At 67.3% G+C, this 25,729-nt stretch carries 22 protein-coding genes; 5 read left to right on the plus strand and 17 right to left on the minus strand.

Features of this window, described 5'->3' with window-relative positions; translation table 11 throughout:
- Positions 1-34: 34 nt before the first annotated feature.
- Positions 35-721, minus strand: a complete 687-nt coding sequence (locus FHS82_RS00405; protein WP_166947593.1) for a response regulator transcription factor — start codon at positions 719-721, stop codon at positions 35-37.
- Between the two features lie 128 nt (positions 722-849).
- Here FHS82_RS00405 and FHS82_RS00410 point away from each other — a divergent pair, with 128 nt between their 5' ends.
- Complete coding sequence (locus FHS82_RS00410) at positions 850-1,428, plus strand: L,D-transpeptidase family protein (RefSeq protein WP_166947595.1); 579 nt, start codon at positions 850-852, stop codon at positions 1,426-1,428.
- On the opposite strand, the gene FHS82_RS00415 is transcribed toward FHS82_RS00410, so the two are convergent.
- Genes FHS82_RS00415 through FHS82_RS00430 form a run of 4 tightly spaced genes read right to left on the minus strand, consistent with a single transcriptional unit; the run spans position 1,397 to position 6,303 of the window.
- A complete protein-coding gene (locus tag FHS82_RS00415; RefSeq protein WP_166947597.1) occupies positions 1,397-3,004 on the minus strand; it encodes a dipeptide ABC transporter ATP-binding protein in 1,608 nt (535 codons plus the stop codon). The two genes, FHS82_RS00410 and FHS82_RS00415, sit on opposite strands and share 32 nt — an antisense overlap.
- A complete protein-coding gene (locus FHS82_RS00420; RefSeq protein ID WP_166947599.1) occupies positions 3,001-3,810 on the minus strand; it encodes an ABC transporter permease subunit in 810 nt (269 codons plus the stop codon). The genes FHS82_RS00415 and FHS82_RS00420 overlap by 4 nt, the downstream gene beginning before the upstream one ends.
- Entirely contained in the window at positions 3,807-4,754 is a 948-nt protein-coding gene (locus FHS82_RS00425) for an ABC transporter permease (protein WP_166947601.1), read from the minus strand. Before FHS82_RS00425 ends, FHS82_RS00420 begins: the two co-directional genes overlap by 4 nt.
- Positions 4,755-4,788: 34 nt before the next feature.
- On the minus strand, positions 4,789-6,303 hold the full coding sequence (locus tag FHS82_RS00430; RefSeq protein ID WP_377590888.1) for an ABC transporter substrate-binding protein: 1,515 nt from the start codon (positions 6,301-6,303) through the stop codon (positions 4,789-4,791).
- 188 nt (positions 6,304-6,491) lie between these two features.
- Between FHS82_RS00430 and FHS82_RS00435 the strand changes: the two genes are divergently transcribed.
- Entirely contained in the window at positions 6,492-7,958 is a 1,467-nt protein-coding gene (locus FHS82_RS00435; protein WP_166947604.1) for a mannose-1-phosphate guanylyltransferase/mannose-6-phosphate isomerase, read from the plus strand.
- Between the two features lie 27 nt (positions 7,959-7,985).
- Here the strand turns inward: FHS82_RS00435 and FHS82_RS00440 are convergent, their stop codons facing one another.
- Both FHS82_RS00440 and FHS82_RS00445 read right to left on the minus strand, forming a co-directional pair.
- Positions 7,986-8,762, minus strand: a complete 777-nt coding sequence (locus tag FHS82_RS00440) for an ABC transporter ATP-binding protein (protein WP_246224951.1) — start codon at positions 8,760-8,762, stop codon at positions 7,986-7,988.
- 6 nt (positions 8,763-8,768) lie between these two features.
- Positions 8,769-9,578, minus strand: a complete 810-nt coding sequence (locus FHS82_RS00445; RefSeq protein ID WP_166947606.1) for an ABC transporter permease — start codon at positions 9,576-9,578, stop codon at positions 8,769-8,771.
- A gap of 336 nt (positions 9,579-9,914) precedes the next feature.
- Here FHS82_RS00445 and FHS82_RS00450 point away from each other — a divergent pair, with 336 nt between their 5' ends.
- Both FHS82_RS00450 and FHS82_RS00455 read left to right on the plus strand, forming a co-directional pair.
- Positions 9,915-10,808, plus strand: a complete 894-nt coding sequence (locus FHS82_RS00450; RefSeq protein WP_208394016.1) for a glycosyltransferase family protein — start codon at positions 9,915-9,917, stop codon at positions 10,806-10,808.
- 150 nt (positions 10,809-10,958) lie between these two features.
- Positions 10,959-12,392, plus strand: coding sequence for an NAD-dependent succinate-semialdehyde dehydrogenase (locus FHS82_RS00455; protein ID WP_166947610.1), 1,434 nt, complete (start codon positions 10,959-10,961; stop codon positions 12,390-12,392).
- A 112-nt stretch (positions 12,393-12,504) separates the two neighbouring features.
- On the opposite strand, the gene FHS82_RS21295 is transcribed toward FHS82_RS00455, so the two are convergent.
- On the minus strand, positions 12,505-12,627 hold the full coding sequence (locus tag FHS82_RS21295; RefSeq protein ID WP_281351042.1) for a hypothetical protein: 123 nt from the start codon (positions 12,625-12,627) through the stop codon (positions 12,505-12,507).
- A 403-nt stretch (positions 12,628-13,030) separates the two neighbouring features.
- Between FHS82_RS21295 and scpC the strand changes: the two genes are divergently transcribed.
- Positions 13,031-14,524 (plus strand): succinyl-CoA:acetate CoA-transferase ScpC, encoded by a 1,494-nt coding sequence (scpC, locus tag FHS82_RS00460; RefSeq protein ID WP_166947612.1) that lies wholly within the window; start codon positions 13,031-13,033, stop codon positions 14,522-14,524.
- Positions 14,525-14,600: 76 nt separating this feature from the next.
- Here scpC and FHS82_RS00465 read toward each other — a convergent pair whose 3' ends face one another.
- The 9 genes from FHS82_RS00465 to FHS82_RS00505 form a co-directional block, all read right to left on the minus strand.
- A complete protein-coding gene (locus FHS82_RS00465) occupies positions 14,601-15,095 on the minus strand; it encodes an acyl-CoA thioesterase (protein ID WP_166948847.1) in 495 nt (164 codons plus the stop codon).
- A gap of 218 nt (positions 15,096-15,313) precedes the next feature.
- Positions 15,314-16,294, minus strand: a complete 981-nt coding sequence (locus FHS82_RS00470) for a DUF808 domain-containing protein (protein WP_166947614.1) — start codon at positions 16,292-16,294, stop codon at positions 15,314-15,316.
- Between the two features lie 143 nt (positions 16,295-16,437).
- Complete coding sequence (locus tag FHS82_RS00475) at positions 16,438-18,165, minus strand: Na/Pi cotransporter family protein (protein ID WP_166947616.1); 1,728 nt, start codon at positions 18,163-18,165, stop codon at positions 16,438-16,440.
- Between the two features lie 29 nt (positions 18,166-18,194).
- Positions 18,195-19,289, minus strand: coding sequence for a phosphate ABC transporter substrate-binding protein PstS (gene pstS / locus FHS82_RS00480; protein ID WP_166947618.1), 1,095 nt, complete (start codon positions 19,287-19,289; stop codon positions 18,195-18,197).
- Between the two features lie 240 nt (positions 19,290-19,529).
- Positions 19,530-21,827, minus strand: a complete 2,298-nt coding sequence (locus FHS82_RS00485) for an FAD-dependent oxidoreductase (protein ID WP_166947620.1) — start codon at positions 21,825-21,827, stop codon at positions 19,530-19,532.
- Between the two features lie 91 nt (positions 21,828-21,918).
- Entirely contained in the window at positions 21,919-22,242 is a 324-nt protein-coding gene (locus FHS82_RS00490; protein WP_208394017.1) for a DUF6522 family protein, read from the minus strand.
- 2 nt (positions 22,243-22,244) lie between these two features.
- Entirely contained in the window at positions 22,245-23,516 is a 1,272-nt protein-coding gene (locus tag FHS82_RS00495) for an aminopeptidase (protein WP_166947622.1), read from the minus strand.
- A 120-nt stretch (positions 23,517-23,636) separates the two neighbouring features.
- Positions 23,637-25,097 (minus strand): DHA2 family efflux MFS transporter permease subunit, encoded by a 1,461-nt coding sequence (locus tag FHS82_RS00500; protein ID WP_166947624.1) that lies wholly within the window; start codon positions 25,095-25,097, stop codon positions 23,637-23,639.
- Complete coding sequence (locus FHS82_RS00505) at positions 25,094-25,549, minus strand: MarR family winged helix-turn-helix transcriptional regulator (protein ID WP_166947626.1); 456 nt, start codon at positions 25,547-25,549, stop codon at positions 25,094-25,096. The genes FHS82_RS00500 and FHS82_RS00505 overlap by 4 nt, the downstream gene beginning before the upstream one ends.
- Positions 25,550-25,729 lie beyond the last annotated feature (180 nt).

A 25,729-nucleotide genomic window follows, 5' to 3' on the forward strand; every position in this document is an offset into this window, starting at 1 on the left:
CGCTCCGGCGAGGGGTGGAAGGCTCCGGAAAACCTCACGGCACGAGCTTGTAGCCGCCCGGCTCCGTCACGAGAATGCGGGCGTTGGACGGATCTTCCTCGATCTTCTGCCGCAAGCGATAGATGTGCGTCTCCAGCGTGTGCGTGGTGACGTTGGCGTTATAGCCCCACACTTCCGCGAGCAGCGTCTCGCGCGTGACGACCTGATCCTCGGCACGGTAGAGAAAGCGCAGGATCGCCGTTTCCTTCTCGGTCAGCTTGAGCCGCGATCCCTTGACGTCGACGAGCAGCTTCGCGCCGGGGCGGAACGTGTATTGCCCCACGGTCAGCACCGCGTCCTCGCTTGCCTCATGCTGGCGAAGCTGCGCGCGGATGCGCGCCAGCAGCACCGCGAAGCGGAAGGGCTTGACGACATAGTCGTTGGCGCCGGCCTCAAGCCCGTGGATGGTATCGGCGTCCTCGGCGTGGCCGGTGAGCATCAGGATGGGGGCGCGAAAACCGTTGCGGCGCATCTCCTTCACCGCCTCGCGGCCATCGATGTCCGGCAGGCCGATATCCATGATGACGATATCGAAACGGTCGTTGCGCACGGCCTCGATGGCGCCCGCGGCCGTATCGGCCGTCGAAACCTTGAAGTCCCCGGTCAGCTCAAGCTGCTCGGACAGGGTGTCGCGCAACTCCGCCTCATCGTCGACGATCAGCAGTTGGTAGGCGCTTGGCATCCGTAGGTGTTCTCCGGAACGTGTAAGGCGGAACGGTGTCGAACCGTTAAGGCTGATTCAACCATCGTTGACTATCCTCCATAAACTGTCCCCAAATCTTGGGCAACGTCGGCGCTTTCGGACAGACGATGAAGAAGTCCACCACCTTTTCACGGATTCGTGTGTTCGCCGGCGTCGGCGATCGCAGGCGCGGCCGCATCGTCGCGGGTCAGATGACGATCGCCTGCGCGCTCGGCAAAGGCGGCATCGCCGCTGTCAAACGCGAGGGCGACGGCGTCACGCCCGCCGGCGTCCACCATGCCGTGCGCGGCTGGTATCGCGCCGACAGGCTGCGCAGGCCGGCGACCGCCGTGCCGCTCGCGCCCCTGCGCGCCGACGACGGCTGGTGCGACGAGCCGGGCCACCGCCTCTACAACCGCCCGGTTCGCCTGCCGTTTCCGGCCCGGCACGAGCGCATGTGGCGCGACGACCGCCTCTACGACATCGTGCTCGACCTCGGCTGGAACGCCCGACCGCGCGTCCAGGGGCGCGGCAGCGCCATCTTCCTGCACCTCGCGCGCGAGAACTTCGGCCCCACGGAAGGCTGTGTCGCCGTGCCGCGCGCCCGGGCGGCACGGCTGCTCGCCGTGCTGGGGCCGCGCACGACAATCGTCGTCGGCCACAATGCCCGGCCGGTCAGGCGTTCCCGGCCGAAAGCAGCGCGCTGAGATCGGGCGCGGAGGCGAGCAGCGCGCGCGTATAGGGATGCCGCGGCGCGCGCAGCACATCGGCGGAAGCCCCCTCCTCCACGACGCGCCCGTCGTGCATCACGAGCACCCGCGTGGAGACGGCCTCCGCGACGCGCAGATCGTGGGTGATGAACAGGTAGGCGAGCCCGTGCCGCGCGCGCAGATCGGCGAGCAGGGCGAGAATCTGCGCCCGGATCGACATGTCGAGCGACGACACCGCCTCATCCAGCACGATGAGACGCGGACGGGTAATCAGCGCCCGCGCGAGCGCGATCCGCTGCCGCTGACCGCCGGAAAACGCATGCGGATATCTGTCGGCGTCGTCCGCTGACAGGCCCACCTCCTCAAGCGCCGCGGCGACGCGGGCGCGCACGTCCTCCCCCGCGTCCTGCGGGCCGTGCAGCGGCTCGGCCACGATCCAGCCCGCGCGCCGGCGCGGATCGAGCGAGCCGAACGGGTCCTGAAACACCGCCTGCACGTCCCGGCGCATGGCGCGCAGCGCCGTGGCGTCCGCGCAGGCAATGTCCCCGCCGCGATAGGTGACGGTGCCCGCGTCCGGCCTGTCGAGGCCGAGCAGCAGCCGCGCCAGCGTCGACTTGCCCGAGCCCGATTCGCCGATAAGCGCCACGCTTTCGCCAGCGTGAATGGCGAGACTGACATTGTCGAGCGCCAGCCGGAAGGGGCGGCGCGCGAAGGGATACGGGCGGGCGAGCAGATAGCGCCGCGTCAGCCCCTCCGCCGCCAGCAACGGCGGGCCTTCGGGCACCGGACCAGCGGGTGGCGCCTTCGGCATGGCTGCGGCCGCCGCGCACAAGGCCCTGGCGCGCGGATGCACGGCGCGCCGGAAGAAGCCCGGCGCACGCCCCGTCTCCACGATCTCGCCCCGGTGCAGCACGGCGATGCGGTCCGCCATCGCGCCGATCACGGCGAGATCGTGCGAGATCAGCAGCAGGCCGGGCCCATCCTCGCGCACGATCTCCTTCAGCAGCGCAAGAATCTGCGCCTGCACGGTGACGTCGAGCGCGGTCGTGGGCTCGTCGGCAATCAGAAGGTCCGGCCGCATGGCGATCGCCATGGCGATCACCACCCGCTGGCGCTGGCCGCCCGACAGCTCGTGCGGAAAACGGTCCGGCGCGATCTGCGCGGGATCGAGGCCGACGCGCGCCAGCACCGCTGCTGCCCGCTCCCGCGCCGCGCGCCGGCCGAGGGGCAGGTGCACGCGCAGGCCTTCCGCCACCTGATCGCCAATGCTCATCAGCGGGTCGAGCGCCGACATCGGCTCCTGAAACACCATGCCGATCCGCCCGCCGCGCACGGCGCACATCGCGGTCTCGTCCAGCGCGAGCAGGTCCTTCCCCGCCAGCCGCACATGCCCGCGCACCATGGCCGCATCGGGCAGCAGGCGCATCAGGGCCAGCGCCGTCATCGACTTGCCCGAGCCCGATTCGCCGACGAGGCCGAGCGTCTCCCCCCGCGCGACGGAAAAGTCTATCCCGCGCAGGATGTCGCGCCCGCCGACGCCGACGTGCAGGTTCTCCACCGACAGCAGCGTCATCGGCGCTCCTCCCGGCGCGGATCGAGCGCGCGGCGCAACCCCTCGCCCGTGAGGCTCAGGCCAAGCACCGCGACGGCGATGGCGAGGCCCGGCACGACGGCGAGCCTCGGCGCGATGGCCATGAAGGTCTGCGCCTCGAACAGCATGCGCCCCCAGCTCGGCTGCGGCGGCTGCACGCCGAGCCCGACATAGGACAGCGATGCCTCCGCCAGCACGCCGAGCGAGAGCTGGATAGTGGCCTGCACGATGAGCGTGCTGGCGATGTTCGGCAGCACGTGGGCGCAGCCGATCCATAGCCCCCGCCGGCCAGCGACGCGCGCCGCCATCACGTAGCCGCTGCCCCACACGGGCAGCGCCGCGCCATAGGCCACGCGCGCGAACACCGGCACGTTGAAGAGGCCGATGGCGACGGCGGCGTTCGTCACGCCGGGGCCGAAGGTCTCGCGCAGCAGGATGGCGATGATGATGGCCGGAAAGGCGAACAGGAAATCGCTGATCCGCATGACAACGTCGCCCGTCACGCCCCGCCGGCCCGCAGCCAGCACGCCGAGCGGCACGCCGGCCGTGACACCGAGCGTGACCGCGACGAACGAGACGGCGACGGAGGCGAGCGCGCCGCGCATGATGAGCGAAAGAAGGTCGCGCCCGAGCTGATCCGTCCCTAGCCAGTGGGCGGCATCCGGCGGCGCCAGCTTGTTGGCGATGTCCAGTGCCAGCGGGTCATGCGGCGTCCACACGAGCGACAGCAGCGCGCAGAACCCGACGAACGACACGATGGCGAAGCCGCAAGCGAGGCGCCCGTTCACGCGCGCCCCCTGAGTCGCGGATCGACGATGGCATAGGCGAGGTTGACGAGAAAGTTGACGATGACCACGCTCGCCACCAACAGCATGACGACGCTCTGCACCACCGCGAGATCGCGCTGGTTGATGGCCTGGAAGACGAGACGCCCGAGGCCCGGCAGGAAGAACACGTTCTCGATGATGATCGTGCCGGCGAGCAGGAAGGAGAATTGCAGGCCGACGACGGTCAGCACCGGGATAAGCGCGTTGCGCAGCGCGTGCCGCCGCAGCGCCTCGCCCCGCGTCAGCCCCTTGGCGCGGGCGGTGCGGATGAAGTCCTGATCGAGGGTATCGATCAGCGCGGAGCGCATCACCTGCGCGAGGATTGCGCCCTGCGGCAGCGCCAGCGCGACCGCCGGCAGCAGCAGCGCCGCCAACGCCGGCAGCACGCCGGCCTCCCAGCCCGGGAAGCCCCCCGGCGGCAGCCATCGCCAGGTGATGGCGAACAGCAGCACCAGCAGCATGGCGAACCAGAAATTGGGCACGGCGATTCCAAGCTGCGTGACGAGCAGCACGCCGCGATCCGCGAGCCGGCCGCGCCGCGCCGCCGCGAGCATGCCGAGCGGCAAGGCTATGGCGACGGTGAGCGCCAGCGCCAGCAGCGCCAGCGGCAGGCTGACGGACAGCCGCTCCCTCACCAGTTCCATCACCGGCACGGCATACGTGTTGCTCGTGCCGAGGTCGCCGGAGAAGAAGCCCGCCGCCCAGGCGGCGTAGCGCACGGGCAGGGGCTGGTCCAGTCCCAGTTGCGCTCGCAACGCCGCCAGCGTATCGGGACGCGCGTTCACGCCCAGCATCACCTCCGCCGGGTCGCCGGGCAGCACCTGCATGGCAGCGAACACCAGCACAGACGCACACGCGAGCGTCAGCAGCAGCGACAGCACCGCCCGCAGGAGCACGCGGATCATGGCGAGGGGCCGGCAGGCGCGGGACGGGAAAGGGCTAGTCCTGCCACGAAACGCCGGTCAGATCGTTGGCGGGAATCGGCGCGTTCTCCCACAGGCCCTTCAGCTTGGCGTCCCAGATGCCGATCTTGGGCAGCAGGAAGAGGAAGCCGTTGACGGAATCGTCCGCAAGCTTCTCCTGAATCCGCTTCAGGATGTCGAGCCGCTTCGCATCGTCCGTCTCGGCCACGAGCGCGGCATAGAGTTCCTTGTATTCCGGGCTGTGGTAGTCGAAGTAATAGTCGTCGCGCGCGTAGATATCGAGGTCGTTCGGCTCGACGTGGGCGACGATGCTGAGATCGTAGCGCCTGTCGCGGAACACGTCGGAGAGCCACTGCGCCCATTCCACCGGCACGATTTCCGTCTCGATGCCCACGGCCCGCAGCTGCGCCGCGATGATCTCGCCGCCGCGGCGTGCGTAGGACGGCGGCGGCAGCACGAGTCGCAGGCGCAGCTCCGGCACGCCCGCTTCCTTCAGCAGCTCGCGCGCCTTGTCGGGATCGTAAGGATAGCGGCCCGTAAGGTCGACATACCCCTTGTTCTGGGGCGCGTAGTGGGAGCCGATGGGCTGGGCGAGCCCGTCCATCGCGCCATCGATCAGCGCCTTGCGGTCGATGGCGTGCGCGATGGCGCGGCGCACGCGGATGTCGTCGAGCGGTTTCCGGCCGTTGTTGATGGCGAGCACCGTCTTGCCCTCGGTGTTGCCGACGACGACGGTGAAGCGCGGGTCGGCCCGGAACTGGGGCACGTTCTCCGGCGCGGGAAAATTCGGGAAGGCGTCGATATCGCCCGCGAGCAGCGCGGCATAGGCGGCGGAGGGATCGCCGATGATGCGGAACGTGGCCCGCGCCAGTGCGGGCTTCGCGCCCCAGTAGCGCTCGTTGCGCTCCAGATCGATCCGGTCGCCCTTCACCCAGCGCGAAACGCGGAAGGGGCCGGTGCCGTTGGGGTTGGTGCGGTTCGTATCGGCGGTTTCCTTCGCCACGATGACGGCGGCGGGCAGGCCGAGCGTGAACGGGAACTGCGCGGTGGGCCGCCTGAGGACGATACGCACGGTGCGCGGATCGACGACCTCCACGCTTTCGATCGGCTCCAGCAGCGACTTCTGCGGGTTGACGCTGTCTGCCGCGACCGCGCGGTCGAGCGTGAACTTCACGTCGGCGGCGTCGAAGGAGCTGCCGTCGTGGAACTGCACGCCCTCGCGCAGGCGGAAGGTGTAGGTGCGCCCGTCGTCGGCGATGTCCCAGCTTTCGGCGAGCCCCGGCAGAACCTCGCCCTTGCCGTCGATTCGGGTCAGCCCCTCGAAGACGTTGGCATAGGTCACCTCGCCGATGGCGGCCGCCGCGCCGGCAGTGGGGTCTAGGTGCGGCGGCTCCAGCCGTACGCCGACCACGATCTGGCTGCGCGCGGCCATCGCGGACTGCACGCCGGACAGCAGGAACGCGCAGAGCGCCGCCATCGCGAGATAACCGATCAGCCGCCGGAATCCGCCCCGGGCTACAGGCGAAGTCATATGCAAAGCCACCATCCCGCATCTCCTGAGCGTGCCGCGGAACCCGCGGTTCGGTTTCGCAGGTCAGGTTATCCGGGGAAAGACAGCCTGACGCAAGCAACTTTATGGAGGAAGCAGGATTGCCCAATCACGACGAAGCTGTGCTAAACAACCCGGCACGAGTGGCAATATAATAACGTGAGCGAGACATGAGCGAGACAGACAGGCAAGCCCCTTCCGGACGCATCACTCCCGTCATTCTTTCCGGCGGCACCGGCACGCGGCTGTGGCCGCTCTCGCGCGAGACCTTCCCCAAGCAGTTGCTGCCGCTTGCCGGCGAGCGCTCCATGCTGCAGGAAACGGTGCTGCGCGTCGCCGACCGCAAGCGCTTCAACGCCCCCATCGTGATCGCCAACGTCGAGCATCGATTCGTCATTGCCGAGCAGTTGCGCGCTCTCGGCATCGACGACGCCACCATCGTGCTGGAGCCCGTCGGGCGCAATACCACGGCCGCGGCCGCCATCGCGGCGCTGGTCGAGAGCCGGCGCGATCCGCAGGGGCTCATCCTGTTGCTCGCCGCCGACCATGTCGTCCAGGACACACCGGCCCTGCTCGACGCCGTCTTCAACAGCCTGCCGGCGGCGGTGGCCGGCCGCTTCGTCCTGTTCGGCGTGCAGCCGACCGCGCCCGCCACCGGTTACGGCTATATCCAGCGGGGCGCCGGGGAAACCGACGTGCCGGGCGTCTATCCGGTGCAGCGCTTTGTGGAGAAGCCCGACGCCACGACCGCCCAGACCTATCTCGATTCGGGCGACTATCTGTGGAACAGCGCCATCTTCCTGCTTCCGGCGGCGGTGTTCCTGCAGGAGCTGGAACGGCTTGCGCCCGAGGTGCTGGCCGCGAGCCGCACGGCGCTCGACGCCGCGCGCGCCGATCTCGACTTCGTCCGCCTCGACGAGGCCGCGTTCGCCGAAAGCCCCTCCATCGCCGTTGACTACGCGGTGATGGAGAAGACTGCGCTTGCCGTCGTCACGCCCACCGATTGCGGCTGGACGGATGTCGGAAGCTGGTCGGCGCTATGGGCGATCGGCAGCCGTGACGGCAGCGGCAACGTGCTCATCGGCGACGTGGTGGCGGAGGACGTGCGCGGCAGCTACCTGCGCGGCGAGGGCCAGCTTGTCGCGGCGCTCGGCATCGACGACCTCGTGGTGGTCGCCACGCCCGACGTCGTGCTGGTGACGCGCAAGGACCGGGACCAGGACGTGAAGAAACTGGTCGAGCGCCTGCGCCGGAACGGCCACGCCGCCGCCACGCAGACCGTGCAGGTGCATCGCCCGTGGGGCTACTACCAGTCCATCCACACCGGCGAGCGGTTTCAGGTGAAGCGGATCACCGTCAATCCCGGGGCGAAGCTGTCGCTGCAGAAGCACTTCCACCGCGCCGAGCACTGGGTGGTCGTCAACGGCACGGCGCTCGTCACCCGCGACTCCGAACAGATTCTGCTGCGCGAGAACGAGTCCATCTTCCTGCCGCTCGGTTGCGTCCACCGGCTGGAAAATCCGGGCAAGCTGCCGCTCAACCTGATCGAGGTGCAGTCCGGACCCTATCTCGGCGAGGATGACATCGTGCGCATCGAGGACATTTACGCCCGCACGGACGACACGCCCGCGAAGTGACGGGCGCGGCGACCGGCGCCGGCGTTGCTACAGCACGCCGTCGCCATCGTCGCCGATGCCGTAAGCTTCCAGCACCTCCTCCACGGTGCCATCCGCCACGATGCGCCCCTCGGAGAGCATGACGGCGCGGCTGCAGTACTTGCGCAGCGTCTTGGCGTCATGGGAGGCGAGCACCAGGATGCTGGCGCGGTCCATCATGCGCTCGATGCGGTCGCGCGCCTTGTGGGCGAAGGAGCTGTCGCCGACGCTGATCAGCTCGTCCAGCAGCAGGATATCCGGCGTGCTGGCCGTCGAGATGGCGAAGGCGAGCCGCAGCGTCATGCCGCTGGAATAGGTACGCATCGGCAGGTTGACGTAGTCCCCGAGTTCCGAGAACGCCGCCACCTCCGGAATGAAGCCGCGCGCCTCATCGATGGTCATGCCGGTGAAGACGCCGCGCAGGATGATGTTCTCCGCGCCGGTCAGCTCGGGGTCCATGCCCATGGTGATGTCAAGGAGCGAGGCGACCTTGCCGACGATCTCGGCAGCGCCGCTCGACGGCTCGTATGCGCCGGAGAACACCCGCAGCAGGGTGGACTTGCCGGCGCCGTTGTGGCCGACGATCGCGAGCCTGTCGCCGTTGCGCAGCGACAGGGTGATGTCGCGCAGGGCCGTCACCGTCACCCCGTCGGCCTCGGTGCTCACCGCGCCCCCCACCCGCTGCAGCAGCGTGGAGCGGATCGAGCGGCCGCGCGCGTTGTAGATCGGAAACTCGACGCTCGCGTTGACGAGTTCGATGGACGGCAAAACGTTACTCTTCGCCATGATTCCTCACAGCCAGTAGACGATGCGGGCGCGGAAGCGGGCGAACAGCGGCCACGTGACCGCCGTGAGCACGGCGATGACCGTCAGCGCCGCGCCGTAGTCGTACAATTCCGGCACCTTGCCGTGAATCGGATCGGTGACGATGCGCAGGAACACCGCGAACGGGTTGAGGTGCGTCACATACCATCCCCGCCCGTCGAGCTGGCTCACGCGCCACATGATCGGAGTGATAAAGAAGGCGAGCTGCAGCAGGTTGGCGATGATCTGGGGCAGGTCGCGGAAGCGCGTGCACAGGATGCCGCACAGGAGCGTGACGAGAAACGACGCCACCAGCAGCAGCGCGAAGCCCGGGAGCATCAGGAAGATGCCCCAGTCCGGCACCACGCCGAACAGCAGGAACACCGGCGGCACGATCACGATGTTGTGCGCCAGCGCGATGAGATTGCGCACGATGACGCGCATCACGAAAATCGTCTTTGGCAGGTTCTCCTGCCGCAGGAAGACCGTGCCCTGCACGAAGGCCGTGGTGCTGTCCGACACCACGCCGGACATGAAGGTCCAGATGATGTAGTTGACGGCCAGATACGGCACATACTCGGCGACCGACTGCTTGAACAGCAGCGAGAACACGACCCCGATGCCGGCGACGAACACGGCCATCGACAGCGTGATCCAGAACTGGCCGAAGCGCGATCGCTTGTAACGTTGCCTGATGTCGCTGACGCCCATCAGGGTCCAGATTTGCCAGGACTTCATGCCGCGCAGAAAATCGTCGGCGGCAAGCCGCCAGTCTCTGGAAGTGGGATGAAGGGACATGCAGATGTTCACTCGACAACTGGTTGCAGCAACAGGTTGACCGCACGCGGACCCGAGGAATCAGGCCCGCGATGAGGCATCGAAGGGCGCCGCCTGCTCCCGGTCCCCTCGCAAGCATCCGCTCGGGAGCCGGCCGGGCAGCAACCGCATCACCCTTCGTAACCTGTCGCACAACTGGAGCAGGCTTGACCGCGCGTCCTGTCATTATCGGAGACGCCCCCCCGGGTCAACGTCCGTGCCGGGCAAACGGCACGATCCTCGTGGACCTTGCCGGATATCGCTGTTAAACGGTCCCGGGCGCAGGCGGCGGGAATGTCCGGCGCGGGCAGGGGCAACATGGAACGGATCGTCGCCGGCATCGTCACCTTCAATCCCGATTTCGCCGTGCTCGCGGATCTCGTCGCCACGGTCGCGCCCGAGACGGCGGAGGTCGTCGTGGTCACCAACTCCCCCATGCCGGCGGAGGAGCGCGCGCGCCTGCTGGATATCGCCGGGGACACGCCCATCCACATCGACGATCCGGGCGGCAATGTCGGGCTGGGCGAGGCCTACGCCCGCATCATGGCCAGGGCCGAATCAGCCGTGGCCAGCCGCGTGATCCTGTTCGACCAGGATTCGAGCCCCCCGCCGGGCATGGTGACGGCACTTTCCCGCCGGCTGTCGGCACTCCTGGCGGCGGGCGAGCGCGCGGCGCTGGCCGGGCCCCTGCCCGTCTCCGCCTCGCCCGACCACAAGCCGCCGACCGTGCATCCCCATCCCGACGGGCGCGTCGTGGCGGAGGCGCGGGCCGTGTGGTTCGCGATTTCGTCGGGCAGCCTCATCGATATCGCGGCGTTTCGTGAAATCGGCCCGTTCCGCGGCGACTTCTTCATTGACGCCATCGACGTGGAGTGGTGCTTCCGCGCCTGGTCGAAGGGGTTTTCCTGCTGGCTGGCGGATGACATCCCGATGCCGCATCGCCTCGGCGGCGGGCAGCTTCGGGTGCCCGTCATCGGCTGGGAACTGCCGGTGCAGTCGCCCCTGCGGCTGGGCACCTACGCGCGCAACCAGGCGGCGCTGCTGGGCATGGGTCACGTTCCCCTGCGCTGGAAGACGCGCATCTGTCTCTACATCGCCGCGCAGACGCTGGCCTACTGGCTGGCCGACGGCGGCAGGACGGCGCGGCCGCGCGCGATGGTAAAGGGATTCGCGGCCGGCCTCGCCGGGCGCCTCGGGCCGCCGCGCGCCTGAAGCGAACCGCCTGCATCGCCATGCAGGGAGGGCGCGTTTGACGCGCGCCCGGTGCCCTTTCCTTTTGCGGCAAAGGCAGCATAATCCGCCCGGGCCGCCAGCGCAGCGCGGCGAACGCACCAATGACTTCACCTGAGGGAACGACTTCACATGTATGCCAATGTCCAGCTCTTCATAAACGGCTCCTGGCGCGACAGCCTGTCGGGCAAAACCATCCCGGTCGTCAATCCCGCGACGGAGGAAGTCATCGGCACGGTTGCGCATGCCGAGATTCCCGATCTCGACCTCGCGCTCGCGGCGGCGGCGAGCGGCTTCGAGACCTGGCGCAGGACGTCTGCGTTCGCGCGCTCCAAGCTCATGCGCAAGGCGGCGGACCTGCTGCGCGAACGGGCAGAGCAGATCGCGTTGAAGATGACGCTCGAACAGGGCAAGCCGCTGGCCGAGGCCCGCATGGAGACGCTGGCCGCCGCCGATACCATCGACTGGTTCGCGGAAGAGGCTCGCCGCGCCTACGGGCGCGTGGTTCCCGCCCGCGCCGAGGGCGTCTACCAGCTCGTGATCAAGGAGCCCGTCGGCCCGGCCGCCGCCTTCACGCCGTGGAATTTCCCCATCAACCAGGTGGTGCGCAAGCTCTCGGCCGCGCTCGCCGCCGGCTGCTCCATCATCGTCAAGGCACCCGAGGAAACGCCGGCCTCGCCCGCCGAACTCATCCGCGCGTTCATCGACGCCGGGGTGCCGGGTGACGTCATCAGCCTCGTCTACGGCGTGCCGGCGCAGATTTCGGAATACCTCATCCCGCATCCGGTCATCCGCAAGATTTCCTTCACTGGCTCCACGCCCGTGGGCAAGCAGCTCGCGGCGCTTGCCGGCCTGCACATGAAGCGCGTCACGATGGAACTCGGCGGCCATGCGCCCGCCATCGTCTTCGACGATGCGGACCTCGACGTCGCGGCGAAGATGCTTGCCGGCGCGAAGTTCCGCAACGCCGGGCAGGTCTGCGTTTCGCCGACGCGCTTCCTGGTGCAGGAAGGCGTTTACGACGACTTCGTCAACAAGTTCACGACGTTCGCGAAGGCCATCAAGGTCGGCGACGGCACGGCGGAGGGCACCACCATGGGGCCGCTCGCGAACGAACGGCGCATCCCCGCCCTCGAAGGCCTCATCCAGGACGCCGTCCAGCACGGCGCGGAACTCGTCACAGGCGGCAACCGCATCGGCAACAAGGGCTACTTCTTCGAGCCGACGGTGCTCGCCAACGTGCCCACCACCGCGCGGGCGATGAACGAGGAACCCTTCGGCCCGCTGGCGCTGATCGTGCCGTTCCGCGATTTCGACGACGCCGTGGCCGAGGCCAACCGCCTGCCCTTCGGCCTCGCCTCCTACGCCGTGACCCGCTCCGCTAAGACCGCCACCGCGCTGGCGCAGTCCATCGAAAGCGGCATGCTGACCATCAACCACCTCGGCCTCGCGCTCCCCGAAGTGCCCTTCGGCGGCATCAAGGATTCGGGCTACGGCTCCGAGGGCGGCCTTGAGGCGATCGAGGCTTATCTCAACACGAAGTTCGTCTCGCAGGGCAGCCTGTAACCGCGACTGAAGCAGCCGCAACGCAGTGAGGCCGGCAAAGGGACATTCCCCTGCCGGCTTTTTCACGCCCGCTCACCCCCGCCGCCGGCGCTTGCCCGGCGACGGCCCGGCATCAGCCGACGTTCACGATGGCGACGAGCGCGATCAGGACGAGCGCGATCGCAACCCCGCCCACGAACAGGCTGAACGGCACCTCGGTCCCGACGCCGCCACCCTGCGCATTGTTTTCAGCCATTGACGCCTCCTGCGATCTCCATCCCGGAGCCTATCCCCGTTACCCGGAGCATATACGGACCGGCGCCGATGCGCCACCGCCCGGCTGCCCCGTCTCCGGTTACCACGCCGTGGCGCGGCCTGACAAGCGGGCGGCGGGTTAGCGGCAATGCATTTCCATTTTTCCTTCCCATACAACCAATTGCTAGGTTCCAAACCGCGCTCGCGCCGTTGATCGTATCGAATATCGCCACATATGCTGGCGGGTGAGTCGTGCGGCAACGAACGGCTCTCTCTGTCATGACGATGGACGGCCCCTTCCCGACGCCACGGGCGGGCCGTTCCCTGACGTTCATTTGCCACGTGGACAGGCATTGCCGGAAAGACGGCAACCGAAACCGCGCGCAGTTTTCGAGGACACGCTTATGCATCGCGAGAGAATCCGCCATCCCGGCCTCCAGTCCAAGGTTACGACGGCGCTGGAAGCATCGCGCCACATCCGTGACGGCATGACTGTGGGCATGAGCGGCTTTACCCGCGCCGGCGAGGCCAAGGCCGTACCGCTGGCGCTCGCGGCCCGCGCGAAGGAGGAACCGCTGAAGATCACGCTGATCACCGGCGCCTCGCTCGGCAACGATCTCGACAAGACGCTGGCGGAAGCGCACGTGCTGGCGCGCCGCATGCCCTTCCAGTCCGATCCCGCGCTTCGCAAGCTCATCAACGAGGGCGAGGTGATGTTCGTCGACCAGCACCTGTCGGAAACGGTGGAGCTGCTGCGCACGCACCAGATCGGCCCGGTCGACGTCGCCGTGATCGAGGCCGTGGCCATCACGGAGAACGGCGGCATCGTGCCCACCACCTCGGTCGGCAATTCGGCCTCCTTCGCCATCCTCGCCGAGAAGGTCATCGTCGAGATCAACCTGGAGCAGTCCGACGTGCTGGAGGGGCTGCACGACATCTACATCCCCAAGCGCCGCCCCTACCGCGAGCCCATCCCGGTCGTCACGCCGGAAAGCCGCGTCGGCGTGCCGTATATCGATATCCCGCCGGAAAAGATCGTCGCCATCGTGGTGACGACGAAGCTCGACAGCTCCTCCACCGTGCTGCCGCCCGACGACGAGACCCGCGCCATCGCCAGCCATCTGTCGGACTTCCTGCAGAACGAGGTCGCGCGGGGCCGCCTCACCAACACCCTGCAGCCGCTGCAGGCGGGCATCGGCTCCATCGCCAACGCGGTGTTGCACGGCTTCATCGAGACGCCCTTCCACGACCTGACCATGTATTCCGAAGTGCTGCAGGACAGCACCTTCGATCTCTTCGACGCCGGCAAGCTCCGCTTCGCCTCCGGCTCGTCGATCACGCTGTCGCGCGAGTGCTACGGCCGGGTGCTGCCGCGCCTGGGCGATTACAAGTCGCGGCTCATCCTGCGCCCGCAGGAGGTCAGCAACCATCCGGAGATCATCCGCCGCCTCGGCATCATCGCCATCAACACGGCGCTGGAGGTCGACATCTACGGCAACATCAACTCGACCCACGTCGGCGGAACGCACATGATGAACGGCATCGGGGGCTCGGGAGACTTCGCCCGCAATGCCTATCTGTCGGTGTTCGTCACCAAGTCCATCGCCAAGGGCGGCGCCGTTTCGAGCGTGGTGCCGTTCGCGAGCCATGTCGACCACACGGAACACGACGTGGACATCATCGTCACCGAGGCGGGTCTTGCCGATCTGCGCGGCCTGGCGCCGCGCGAGCGGGCGCGCGAGATCATCGACCACTGCGCCCACGCGAGCTACCGCGACGCCCTCGACGATTACTTCGACCGCGCCCTCAAGCGCGGCGGGCAGACGCCGCATGTCATCGAGGAAGCGCTGGGATGGCATGCCCGGCTGCGCGAAAAGGGCACCATGCTGGCCGGCTGAGGGCAGCGACACGGGAAAGCGGGCAAGGGGCGCGACGCAGGTCTGAAGGCCGCCGCGCCGCGTCCCTGCCGATGCGCTATTCGTCGGAAACCGGCGCCACCTCGTGCGGGCCGTGGCTGACGGATTCGCGGATGCGCTGGTGGCGCTGCTCCATCTCCTGCCGCAGGGCGCGGCGCTGGATGGCGGCCTCGTAGCGCTGGCGCTCCTCCGTGCCCTGCGGCACGCGAGGCGGCACGGGGATCGCCTTGCCGTTCTCGTCGACGGCGACCATGGTGAAGTAGCAGCTGTTGGTGTGACGCACGCTCCGGGCGCGCATGTCCTCGGTCACCACCTTGATGCCGATCTCCATCGAGGTGCGACCGGTATAGTTGACGGCGGCATAGAACGTCACCAGTTCGCCGACGTGGATGGGCTGGCGAAAGATCACCTGATCGACGGAGAGCGTCACAACATAGCTGCCCGCGTAGCGGCTGGCGCAGGCAAAGGCGACCTGATCGAGATACTTCAGGATGTGGCCGCCGTGAACATTGCCGGAAAAGTTGGCCATGTCGGGCGTCATCAGGATACTCATCGAAAGCTTGTGGCGCGCCTCTTCCACGGCCTACCTCCCCATCCTGCGTCCCGCGACCGCCGGACATTGGAAAAGCTGTAAACCGGCACCGTGGCCTTGTCCATGGCGGGCAGGACGACGCGACTGAGACGAGGCCCGGAAGTCTCCGCGAGCGGCCGAGCGCCACGCGGAGACGGGGCTGCCGCGCGGCGAAAACATGCGGCGGGGAGCGGGACGGCTCAGGCGCTCTTGAGCTGCAGCTTGGCGCGCCGCCAGAGGGGGGAAACGCAATAGCTCATGATCGGAATCATGAGCCCGCCGAGAACGAGGCCGAACGCACCCGAACCCGCAGCGCCGGCGAGCCAGCCGACAGCAGACCCCGCCGCGTGCTCCGCCGCCTCGGAGAAATCGTGCACCAGATGCGCGGCGCCGCCGAGGCCGAACTGCTCGAACCCGTGCAGGACGATGCCGCCGCCCACCCAGATCATGGCGGCGGTGCCGACGATTCCGAGGCCCTTCAGGAACCACGGCATGCCCTGCACGATACCGCGCCCCAGCCCCCGGATCAGCTTGCCGGGCGTGGAAGGCGCCTTGTAGCGCGACAGCATCAGGCCGAAGTCGTCCGCCTTCACGATCAGCGCGACGGCGCCGTAGACGCCGATGGTGATGCCGACGCCGACCACGGCGAGGACGATCGCCTGCATGCCGAGCGAGGCGTTCGGCACCGCGCCGAGCGTGATGGCCATGATCTCGGCCGAGAGAATGAAGTCGGTCTTGATGGCGCTCGCGACCTTCTGATCCTCGAAGGTCCTGGCGTCGACGGCCACCGTCTCCAGTTCCGCCTCGTGGCTGTGGGCCGCGTGCGGCAGGACGAGTTCGAACACCTTCTCGGCGCCCTCGTAGCATAGATAAAGACCGCCGATCATCAGCAGCGGCGTGATGGCCTGCGGCAGCAGCAGGCTCAGGATGAGGGCCGCCGGCAGCAGGATCAGCAGCTTGTTGCGCAGGGAGCCAACGGCGATCTTGCCGATGATGGGCACCTCGCGCGCGGCGGCGAAGCCCACGACGTAGCGCGGAGTCACCGCCGCATCGTCGATAACCACGCCCGCCGCCTTGGTGCCCGCCTGTGCCGCCTGGCTGGCGACATCGTCGAGGGAAGCGGCGGCAACCTTGGCCAGCGCCGCGATATCGTCAAGAAGTGCTACCAGACCGACACTCATCGAAGCCTCGCCCAGTTCGTTCCAATCGTCGTTGTGGCATCAAATCCTGCGGCAACAGGCGACTGCCGAAACTGTTCCCGCCGGAGTGCGCCCCCGGCGGGAAAGATCGTTACACGATGTTCCGGCGCAACCGGAAGCCCGTTTTACTCGGCCGGCACCGGTGCCAGCCCGCCCTCGTCCGCGCGGGGCGTCGGGGCCTGCTGCCGGGCCGCGCGCGCCAGCACGCTCTGCCGGTTCACGGACTTGCGTTCGGCGTCGATGCGGTGGATGAGCAGCTCCGCGCGCTCGATGGAGCCGAGCAGCGCGAGGATGGTGCCGCGTTCGCCCGCTCCGGCGTTGGGGCCGAGCGCCAGCGTGCGGGCACGCAATTCATCGACCCCGGGGAACGTGACGTGGCCTGCCGGCATCTGCGGATCGGCGATGCCGTAGTCGGGCAGGATCTCGCGCAGCGAGTAGTCGAGCTTGTCGAGGGCGACGTCGACGATCGCCTGCGCCTTGTCCGAGAACTTCTCACGCTTCACGCGGCGCGCCACCTGATGCATCGACTCGGTAAGGGCGGCGGTGAAGTCCGCCTCCTCGATCAGGCTGGCGATGAGGTCGAGCTGCTCGTAGGGCAGATCCTCCTTCATCAGCGCCGCCGTGTAGGCGCGGATGTCGCGGCTCAGGATATCCGTCGCGAGGTAGTGCTCGCCCGGATCGGACGGCGCGTTCTTCTTGCCGCGCGCGATGTCGAGGAACAGGGCACCGGCCTGCAGGTGGCGGGCGGTTTCCTGCTCCACCGCGGGAACGGCGCGGGCGAAGTCGTCAGCCACAGCGCGGTTGAGGAACTTCGGCGTGGAGTAATCCTCCACATCCTCGTCGTCCGTATGGCCGACACGCAGGAGAACACGTTCGAACACGCCCACGAAGGGGAAAAGCAGCAGCGTGTTGAAGATGTTGAACACCGTCGAGTACAGACCCACCGCGACCGGCACCAGCGGGAAGGTCTCCTTGCCGCCGACCAGAACCGGAACCGCAGGATCGCCACCGAACCACTGCATGCCCCAGCGCAGCACCTCGATGGAGACGAAGAACAGCGGCACCGTGATACAGACGCCGATGAGATTGAAGGATATATGGGCGTAAGCGGCACGCTTGGCGTTCTTGGACAGGTTGATCGAGGCCATCCACGAAGTGATCGTGGTGCCGAGATCCGCGCCGAGCGAGAAGGCGACGGCCGTCTTCCAGTCCAGGATGCCGGCGGCGCCGAGGCCCATCACGATGCCGATGGTCGCCGACGAGGAGTGGATCAGCGCCGTGATACCGGCGGCGATCAACACGCACTTGATGAGGTTGATGTACGAGTCGGCCTGCAGCGTGGAAAGCAGCGCCATGACTTCCGGCATGTTGCGCAGGGGGCGCAGGCCGCCGGTCATCAGGTTGAGGCCGTAGAAGATCAGCGCGAAGCCCATGGCCGACAGCGCGATGTTACGCACTTTCTCGTTCTTCGAGAAGCAGTAGACGAGCGCGAAGAAGCCGGAGAAGACGAGCCCGAGCGGCCCGAGCGGCAGCGCGATGAGGCCGTTGCCGAGCGTGGTGCCGATGTTGGCGCCCATGATCACGCTGATGGCGGGTCGCAGCGCGACGACGCCGGCGTTGACGAGACCGACCACCATCACCGTCATCGCCGTGGACGACTGGATGACGCCCGTGATCAGCGTACCCGCCATGACGCCCTTGATCGGCGTACCCGCGGCCTTGGCGAGGAACTCGCGCATCCGGTTGACGGAAAGGGCCTGAATGCCGTTCGACATGAATTCGAGGCCCAGCATGAACAGCCCGAGGCCGCCGATGACAGGGACAAGAATGTCCTTGAAGATATCAATATCCATAGTTACGCCATCCCCAGAAGGCACCGCGATCAGCTTCGCGTGCGCAGTTCCTCGACCCAGTATTGCTTGATCCGCTCCACGAGCGGCGCCGGAAGCGGTACGTAGCCAAGCGCGCGCGCATCCTCGCCGCCCTTGTCGAAGGCCAGGCGGAAGAAGTCATGCACGCGGCCATAGCGGCCCGCCGAACGCCGGGCGACCGGCACGATCGCGAAGGTCGCGGCCGTGATCGGATAGGCGTTCTCGCCGGTACGGTTGGTCAGCGCCGCGTAGAAGTCCCGCGTCTGCGACCAGTCGACGGAGTCGATGGCAGCCTGGAAGCCGTCGGGCCCGGGCGCGACGAAGCGGCCGGAAGCGTTCTCGATGGACGCGAAGGGCATGCTCGTACGCGCGACCTGCCCAAACTCGGCATAGGCGATGGCGCCCTTGGTCGCCTGCACGCTGCGGATAAGGTCCTGCGTGCCTTCAGCGCCCTTGCCGGCCGGCCAGGCGATCAGCGTATCCGCGCCCAGGCGCTCGCGCCATTCCGGGCTGACCGCCGACAGGTATTCGGTGAAGGCGAAGGTCGAGCCCGAGCCGTCCTTGCGGTAAACGACGGTGATCGGCAGATCGGGCAGGCCGAGCCCCGGATTGGCCGCCGCGATGGCCGGGTTTTTCCACGTCGTCACCCGGCCCAGATAGATGTCCGCCAGCACCGGCCCAGGCAGGCGCAGCTCGCCCACCCTCACGCCGTCGAGGTTGACGACGACGGCGATGCCGCCCAGGACGAACGGAAACTGCTGGTGGCCGCGCCGCGCAAGCTCCTCGGGCTCGACGGGCACGTCGCTCGCGGCGAAATCGAGTTCGGGCTGCTCAAGGCGCATGAGGCCCGCGAGCGACCCAACCAGTTCGTAATCGACCGTCCAGTCGGGAGAAACGAAGTCGCCGCCGTCAGCGCGCGCCTCGCTGTATGCCCGCGCCCAGCGGGCGATGACGGGCGCGGCGAAAGTCGACCCCGCGCCACGTATCGGCTCTGCACGGACCTCCCCGACAGCCAGAACCGTCACGAAAGAAAACACAGAAAAGCATATCGCCGCCACGAGCCCGAATGCCCGGGCAGCGACGGCAGGCTTGGCATATCCAGCCATGATCCATCTCACATTATGTGTTGCGCGCCCCGAATCCGGCGCGCCGCTTGTCGGCGCCCGGTTACGGCATACACACACCCGCAGACGGCCAGCTTATAGTTATTATAAACTGGCTGGCCGGACAGCCGGGCAGAGACGTCGTCTCGTTTATTCTCTTAAAACGGCGACTTAACAATTGTGTGTCAAGTCAACATGCTGCCGGCATAATTTTGCAGACGCAATAAAAGGCGGCACAAAACCTTATTTCGCGGCGATGGATACCGGTATCTCGTCGCCCTCTTCCTGCTGGCGCAGTTCCTGAAGCGTCCTGATGACCAGTTCGTAGCCTTCTTTCTGGTTCGCGCGGATGCCCATGTCGGAGAAGTCGTAGTCGCGCGAGGACGGTTCGCCGGGCGTGCCGACGCGCAGGAAACGGATGATCTTCATCGGCGCGCCGTCGCCCATGAGCTGGATGTAGTAGGGGCGCTGGCGGATGCGGGCGGCGGTTTCCTCCTCCACGTGGCTGAGCACGTGTTCGATGAGCCCGCGATAGGCGCTGACAACCTCACGGATGCGGATGTCGTTGCGCACCCGCTCCGAATAGATGATCTCGCTCAGGCGCGAGCGCACTTCCATCATGTTTTGCGGCAAGGGCTTGCTGGACGCGAACAGATCGACAGCGTAGACGCGCTTGCCGTCCGGGCCGCAGCGGTCGAGAACGATATCGAGCGGCGAATTGCTGATGATGCCGCCGTCCCAATACGCTTTTCCATCGATCTCCGTCCACGGAAAGCTCGGAGGCAGACTGCCGCTGGCGAGGATATGGTCCGGCGTCATGTCGTCCACGTAGCTGTCGAAGATTTCCAGCTCGGCGGTGTTGACGTTGACGGCGCTCACGAGCAGCCGCACCGGGCTGTCCTTCAGCGCGGAGAAATCCACATACTTGCGCAGCAGGGACTTCATCGGCGACGTGTCGTAGTAGCTCGTCCAGTTGAAGGGCAGCGTCATCGGGTCGTACACGGGCGGCAGCCAGCGCGGGCGGAAAAAGCTCGGCACGCCGAAAGCCAGAATCTGCAGCGACACCGCCGTGCGGCGCGCGTCGTCCGGCAGGAGGCGCGGCGCGTCCACGGTGAGATCCTTCCAGAACGCCTCCAGCGCGCGGGTCGGATCTTTCGGATTGCCGGCGATCACCGCGCCGTTGATCGCGCCGATGGACACGCCCGCCACGATATCCGGATAGATGCCGTGCTCCTCAAGCCCCTTGATCACGCCCGTCTCGAATGCGCCGAGCGCGCCGCCTCCCTGCAGCACGAACACGTTCTGGGTGGGAATGTCGTCGAGCGCGACGGAGGCGTCCGCGATGCGCTCCTTGCGGTCCGCGACGTTGACGCGATAGCGGATCAGCCCCTCGGCCGTGCGCGTCTCGCTCGCGGGGCGACCCATGGAGAAATAGCCCTGCACCACGCCGTTGCGGAGATAGAACAACGAGTAGGAGCGCGCATCGAGGCTTCCGCGCTCGATCCATTCGTCCGCCTCCTCCGAGACGCCGAGCGCGCTGAAGCTGAGTTCCCCAACCTCGCAGAAGAAGTACGACACCTGTTCGTAGCGCTGGCGCTTGCCCAGCATGTTGCGCGCCGCGATGCGCCCCTGCCGCATGGCGTTGTCGGCATGCTCGATGTGGCGCTTGGAGCGGAAAACGGGATCGTAGAAGGTGGTGACGTCGCCGGCGGAATAGATGCCGGGGACGTTGGTCGCCATGAACTCGTTCACCAGCACGCGGCCGTTCTCCAACGCGATGTCGGTGCCGCGCAGGAAGGATGTCGCCGGGTCGACGCCAATGCTGGCAATCACCATCTCAGCCGGAATGGTGCGGCCCTCGCGGGTAACCACCGACTGCACGTGCTCGTCGCCCTCGATGCTGACGACCTCGTCATAGAAATGGAAGGTCAGCCCTTTCGACTCCGCGAAGGCGCGGAAGTAGGCCGACAATTGCGCCGATTCGAGGTGGGTCAGCACCTTGTCGCCGCGCTCCACCACCGTGACCTTGAGGCCGAGGTGGTGAAGCGACATGGCGATTTCCATGCCGAGGAAGCTGCCGCCCATGACGACGGCGGTCTTCGCCTTCGCCGCCGCGCGACGGATGGCCTCGCCCTCGCTGCGCCGGCGCAGCCAGAAGACGCCCGCCCGCTCCCAGCCGGGGATGCGCAGCGGCTTCGGCTTCGCTCCCGTGGCGATCAGCAGCTTGTCATAGCCGATCACCTGCCCGGTATTCGTGACGATGAACTTGCCCGAAGCGTTGAGCGTCACCGCCGTGGTGTTCAGCGCCAGCAGGATGTCCTGCTCCGCGTAGAACTTCTCGGGGAATATCTGCAGTTTCGAGGGATCCTGTTCCTGCACCAGATATTCCTTGGACAGGAACGGGCGATAGTAGGGCGAGATGCTTTCCTCGGAGAGGATCAGGATTTTTCCCTTGGCGCCTTCATGTCGAAGGGTCTCGGCGGCGGTTGCGCTGGCGAGGCCGCCCCCCAGCAGGAGATAATCCACTTGCGTTATCGCCATCTCTTCCGCCGCCTTGTCTTGAGGGATTTCCGGGAACGAGACGTCCCGAACGATCAATTCATTCTATAACACCTTCACTGTGAAGGAATTATTAGGGTTTTCGTGCAGACGCGGAACAGGTCGCCGCCGCCCCCGCCCGGATGCCGCGAACCGGACTGGTGAAGCCCAGCGTCTCGTCGGCAACCCTGCCAGAGGCATCGACCACGGCCCGCCAGACCCGGTTGCCAAAGCGCAGCGTCAGGCGAAATCGTCCCGCGTCCTCCCCCTGCCCCGCCTCGACCATGCTCGTGATATGGCCGAGCGCCATGTTGCGGCGGAAGTCCGCGACGGACAGGCGGAAGCGGGCGGCAAGCACCGCGGGGTCGAGGACGAAGTCCCCGCCCGCGTCCCTTTCGATCCTGAAGTCGCCGGTCATGGTCAGACCTCTTCCGGCCGGGCCCATTCGCCTTTCCGGAACACCGGCACGCGGCGGCCGTCGGCATGCACGCCGTCGATGTCGACCTCGTCCGAGCCGATCATCCAGTCAATGTGGATGAAGCTCTTGTTGCCGCCGCGCGCCGCGATCTCTTCCGGCGTCAGCTTCGCGCCATCGACGAAGCACTTGGCGTAGCACTGGCCGAGCGCAATGTGGCAGGAGGCGTTCTCGTCGAACAGCGTGTTGAAGAACAGGATGCCGCTCTTCGAGATCGGCGACGAATGCGGCACCAGCGCGACCTCCCCCAGCCGGCGCGCGCCCTCGTCGGTGTCCAGCACCCGGTTGAGCACCTCCTCGCCGCGCGAGGCCTTCGCTTCCACGATCCGGCCCGCCTCGAAGCGCACGCGGATGTTGTCGATCAGCGTGCCCTGATGCGAGAGCGGCTTGGTGCTCGCCACGTATCCCTCCACGCGGGCGGCATGCGGCGTGGTGAACACCTCCTCGGTGGGGATGTTGGCGTTGCAGGTGATGCCGTTCTTCGCCGTCGAGGCGCCGCCATGCCATTCGTGGCCGTCGGCGAGACCGATCGTCAGGTCCGTTCCCGGCCCGGTGAAGTGCAGCGCGTGGAAGCGCTGGGCGTTCAGCCACGCCGAGCGGCGGTGCAGCGCCGCGTTGTGGGCCGCCCATGCGCCCACCGGATCGTCGCCGTCGACGCGCGAGGCGGCGAAGATCGCATCCGACAGCTTCCGCACCGCGACGTCCTGCGCGTCGTCCGGGAAGACCTGCCGCGCCCAGGAGAGCCCGGGATAAGCGACGATGTTCCAGTTGATGTCGAAACCCGCGATCTTCTCCAGCGCCGGCTGATAGGCGACCGAATTGGCCTTGCTGGCGCGCGCTACCTTCACGGGGTCCTCGTTAGAGAGCAGCATCGGGTCGTCGCCAACGATGGCGAGCCGGGCCGTGTTGGCCGAAAACGCCTTCGCCATGCCCTCATAGAGCCAGCCCGCCGCGCGGTCGAACCCGGGATCGGCGGCGAAGCGGTAGCGGGCAAGCGTCAGTTCCTCGTCGGAAAAGAACGGCGTCACCAGCCCGGCACCCGCCGAATAGGCATGGAAGGCGATGCGGCGCACGAGCGGCAGCGCCGCCACCGGTGCCGTCACGAGCAGGTCCTGCCCTGCCTGCAGTTGCAGCCCGACCCGGATGGCAACCTCCGCCAGCCTGTCGAGCTTCACCGGATCGATCGAGGGGGAAAGGTCCTGCGGATGCGTCGTCATGAATACCTGCCTGAATGGAGTTCCCGAAGCCCGGCACCCGGCCGGACCTCGCCTCCGTCGAGGAAAGTCCGCCCGCCAGCGCCTGTCAACAGAAACTCGCGCGTGAATTCACGCAGGAATTCACGCATGGCCGTCGGAAACGGAAGCCTCCATGGCGCCGGTCCGCCCGCGGCTTACCTCCTCGCCGGCCCGCGGCGGAAGGCGCAGGAACGATATGGCGGAGGCCGCCGCAAGCAGCGCCAGCACGATGAAGCCGGCCCTGATGTCGACAATGGATATCGTCGCCGCGCCGCGCGCCGTCATGCTCGCCTGGATGGCAAGCGCCGCGATGCTGACGCCCATGCTGAATGCCACCTGCTGCAGCATGCTCGACAATGTGTTGGCGCTGCTCATGCGCTCCGGCGGGATATCGGCATAGACCAGCGCATTCACCCCCGTGAGCTGAAGGGAGCGGAACATGCCGCCGACAAACAGCACGATCATGATGACGGATTGTGGCGTGAGCGGCGTCAGCGCCGCGCATGCGACGATCGTCAGCGCCACCATCACGGCGTTGGCGGTCAGCACCAGCCGGAAGCCGAAGCGCCGGAAAACCGGTGTGATCAGGATTTTGGCCATGATCGCCCCCGTCGCTCCGGTAAAGGTGATCATCCCCGCCGCGAACGGCGACATGCCCATCACGACCTGCAGCAGCAGCGCCATCAGGAAGGGCGCCGCCCCCACATCGAACCGGCACAGATTGCCACCCACGATGGAGGCCCTGAACGTCCGTATCCGCATCAGCCCGAAGTCCACGACGGGGTGGAGCGTGCGGCGCGCGTGGTGGACATAAAGCAGCGCACACACCAGCCCTACCAGCAGCACGAGCGTGCTGAACTGCCACGAGATCGCGCCGTGGCCGAGCGTCTCGAAGCCGAGCACGAGACACGCCAGCGCCACGCCCGTCAGCACGAAGCCGCGCACGTCGAGCGGCGGCACGCCGTCCTCGCGCGTGTTCCTGATGAACGTCAGCGCCAGCACGACGCCGATCACGCCCACCGGCACGTTCATCAGGAATATCCACCGCCAGGAGCCGAAGGTGGTGATGAAGCCGCCGACCGGCGGGCCGAGCACCGGGCCGAGCAGCGCGGGCAACGTGAGATAGGTCGTCGCCTGCATGAGATCGGCCTTGCTGACGGAGCGCAGCATGACGATGCGCCCCACCGGCACCATCATCGCCCCCGCCACGCCTTGCGCAAGCCGCGCGGCGACGAGTTCGCCGAGCGAGCCCGCAAGGCCGCAGAAGACGGAGCTGACCGTGAACAGCACGATCGCCGCGACGAACACGTTGCGCGCGCCGAACCTGTCCGCCACCCAGCCACTCACGGGAATGAACACCGACACGCTGAGCAGGTAGGACGTGATCGCGATATTGAGCCGCACGGGATCGGCGTTCAGCGACCGCGCCATGTCCGGCAGGGCCATCGCGATCACCGTCGAGTCGAGCATCTGCATGAACAGCGCGAAGCCCACGATATAGGGTACGATGAAGCGCGAGCGGGCGACCCGCTCGATCAGGCCAGGCTTTGCAGCGGAAGTCATGATGGGGGCAACTCGCTCAGTCTGATCAGCGGCTCGATTGCCAGCTGGATGCGCTTGCGTTCCTGGTCCGTCAGTTGCGCGATGCGGGCAGCGAGCCAGGCGGTACGCAGGCGCTTGACCTCGTCGAGCACGCGCTCGCCTTCCCCGGTGATCGCAAGGCCCACCCGCCGGCGGTCGTCGTGCGCGCCCTCGATGCGCCGCAGCAGGCCCGCCGTTTCGAGCTGCTTTATATGCGCGCTCATGCTCGGCGGCGTGATGCGCTCGCGCGCCGCCAGCTCGTTGACGCCGATGCCGGGCTCACGCTGGAGCGTGCCCAGAAGCAGCGTCTGGAACGGCGACAGGCCCACCGCTCCCCGCGTCTCCCGGCGCAGGTCGCGGTTGAGCCGCAGGATGGCCGGGCGCAGCAGATCGGCGATGGCCGCCGCCTCGTCCTCAAGACGCTCGGATGGCATGGTGGATATACTCTCGGGGTGCACGCCGCGACCGCAGCAAGACAGGAAAACGTCTTTCGCCGCCTCATAATATTAGTTAGACTAACTATATAAATGAGGCCATCGACCGTCAAGCTGCGTTTCGCGCACGGCAGCCTCGCGCGACCGGCAGGGAGCGTGACGCCCACAAAGCGCTTGCCC

Source organism: Pseudochelatococcus lubricantis (genome assembly GCF_011762225.1).
Taxonomy (GTDB): domain Bacteria; phylum Pseudomonadota; class Alphaproteobacteria; order Rhizobiales; family Beijerinckiaceae; genus Pseudochelatococcus; species Pseudochelatococcus lubricantis.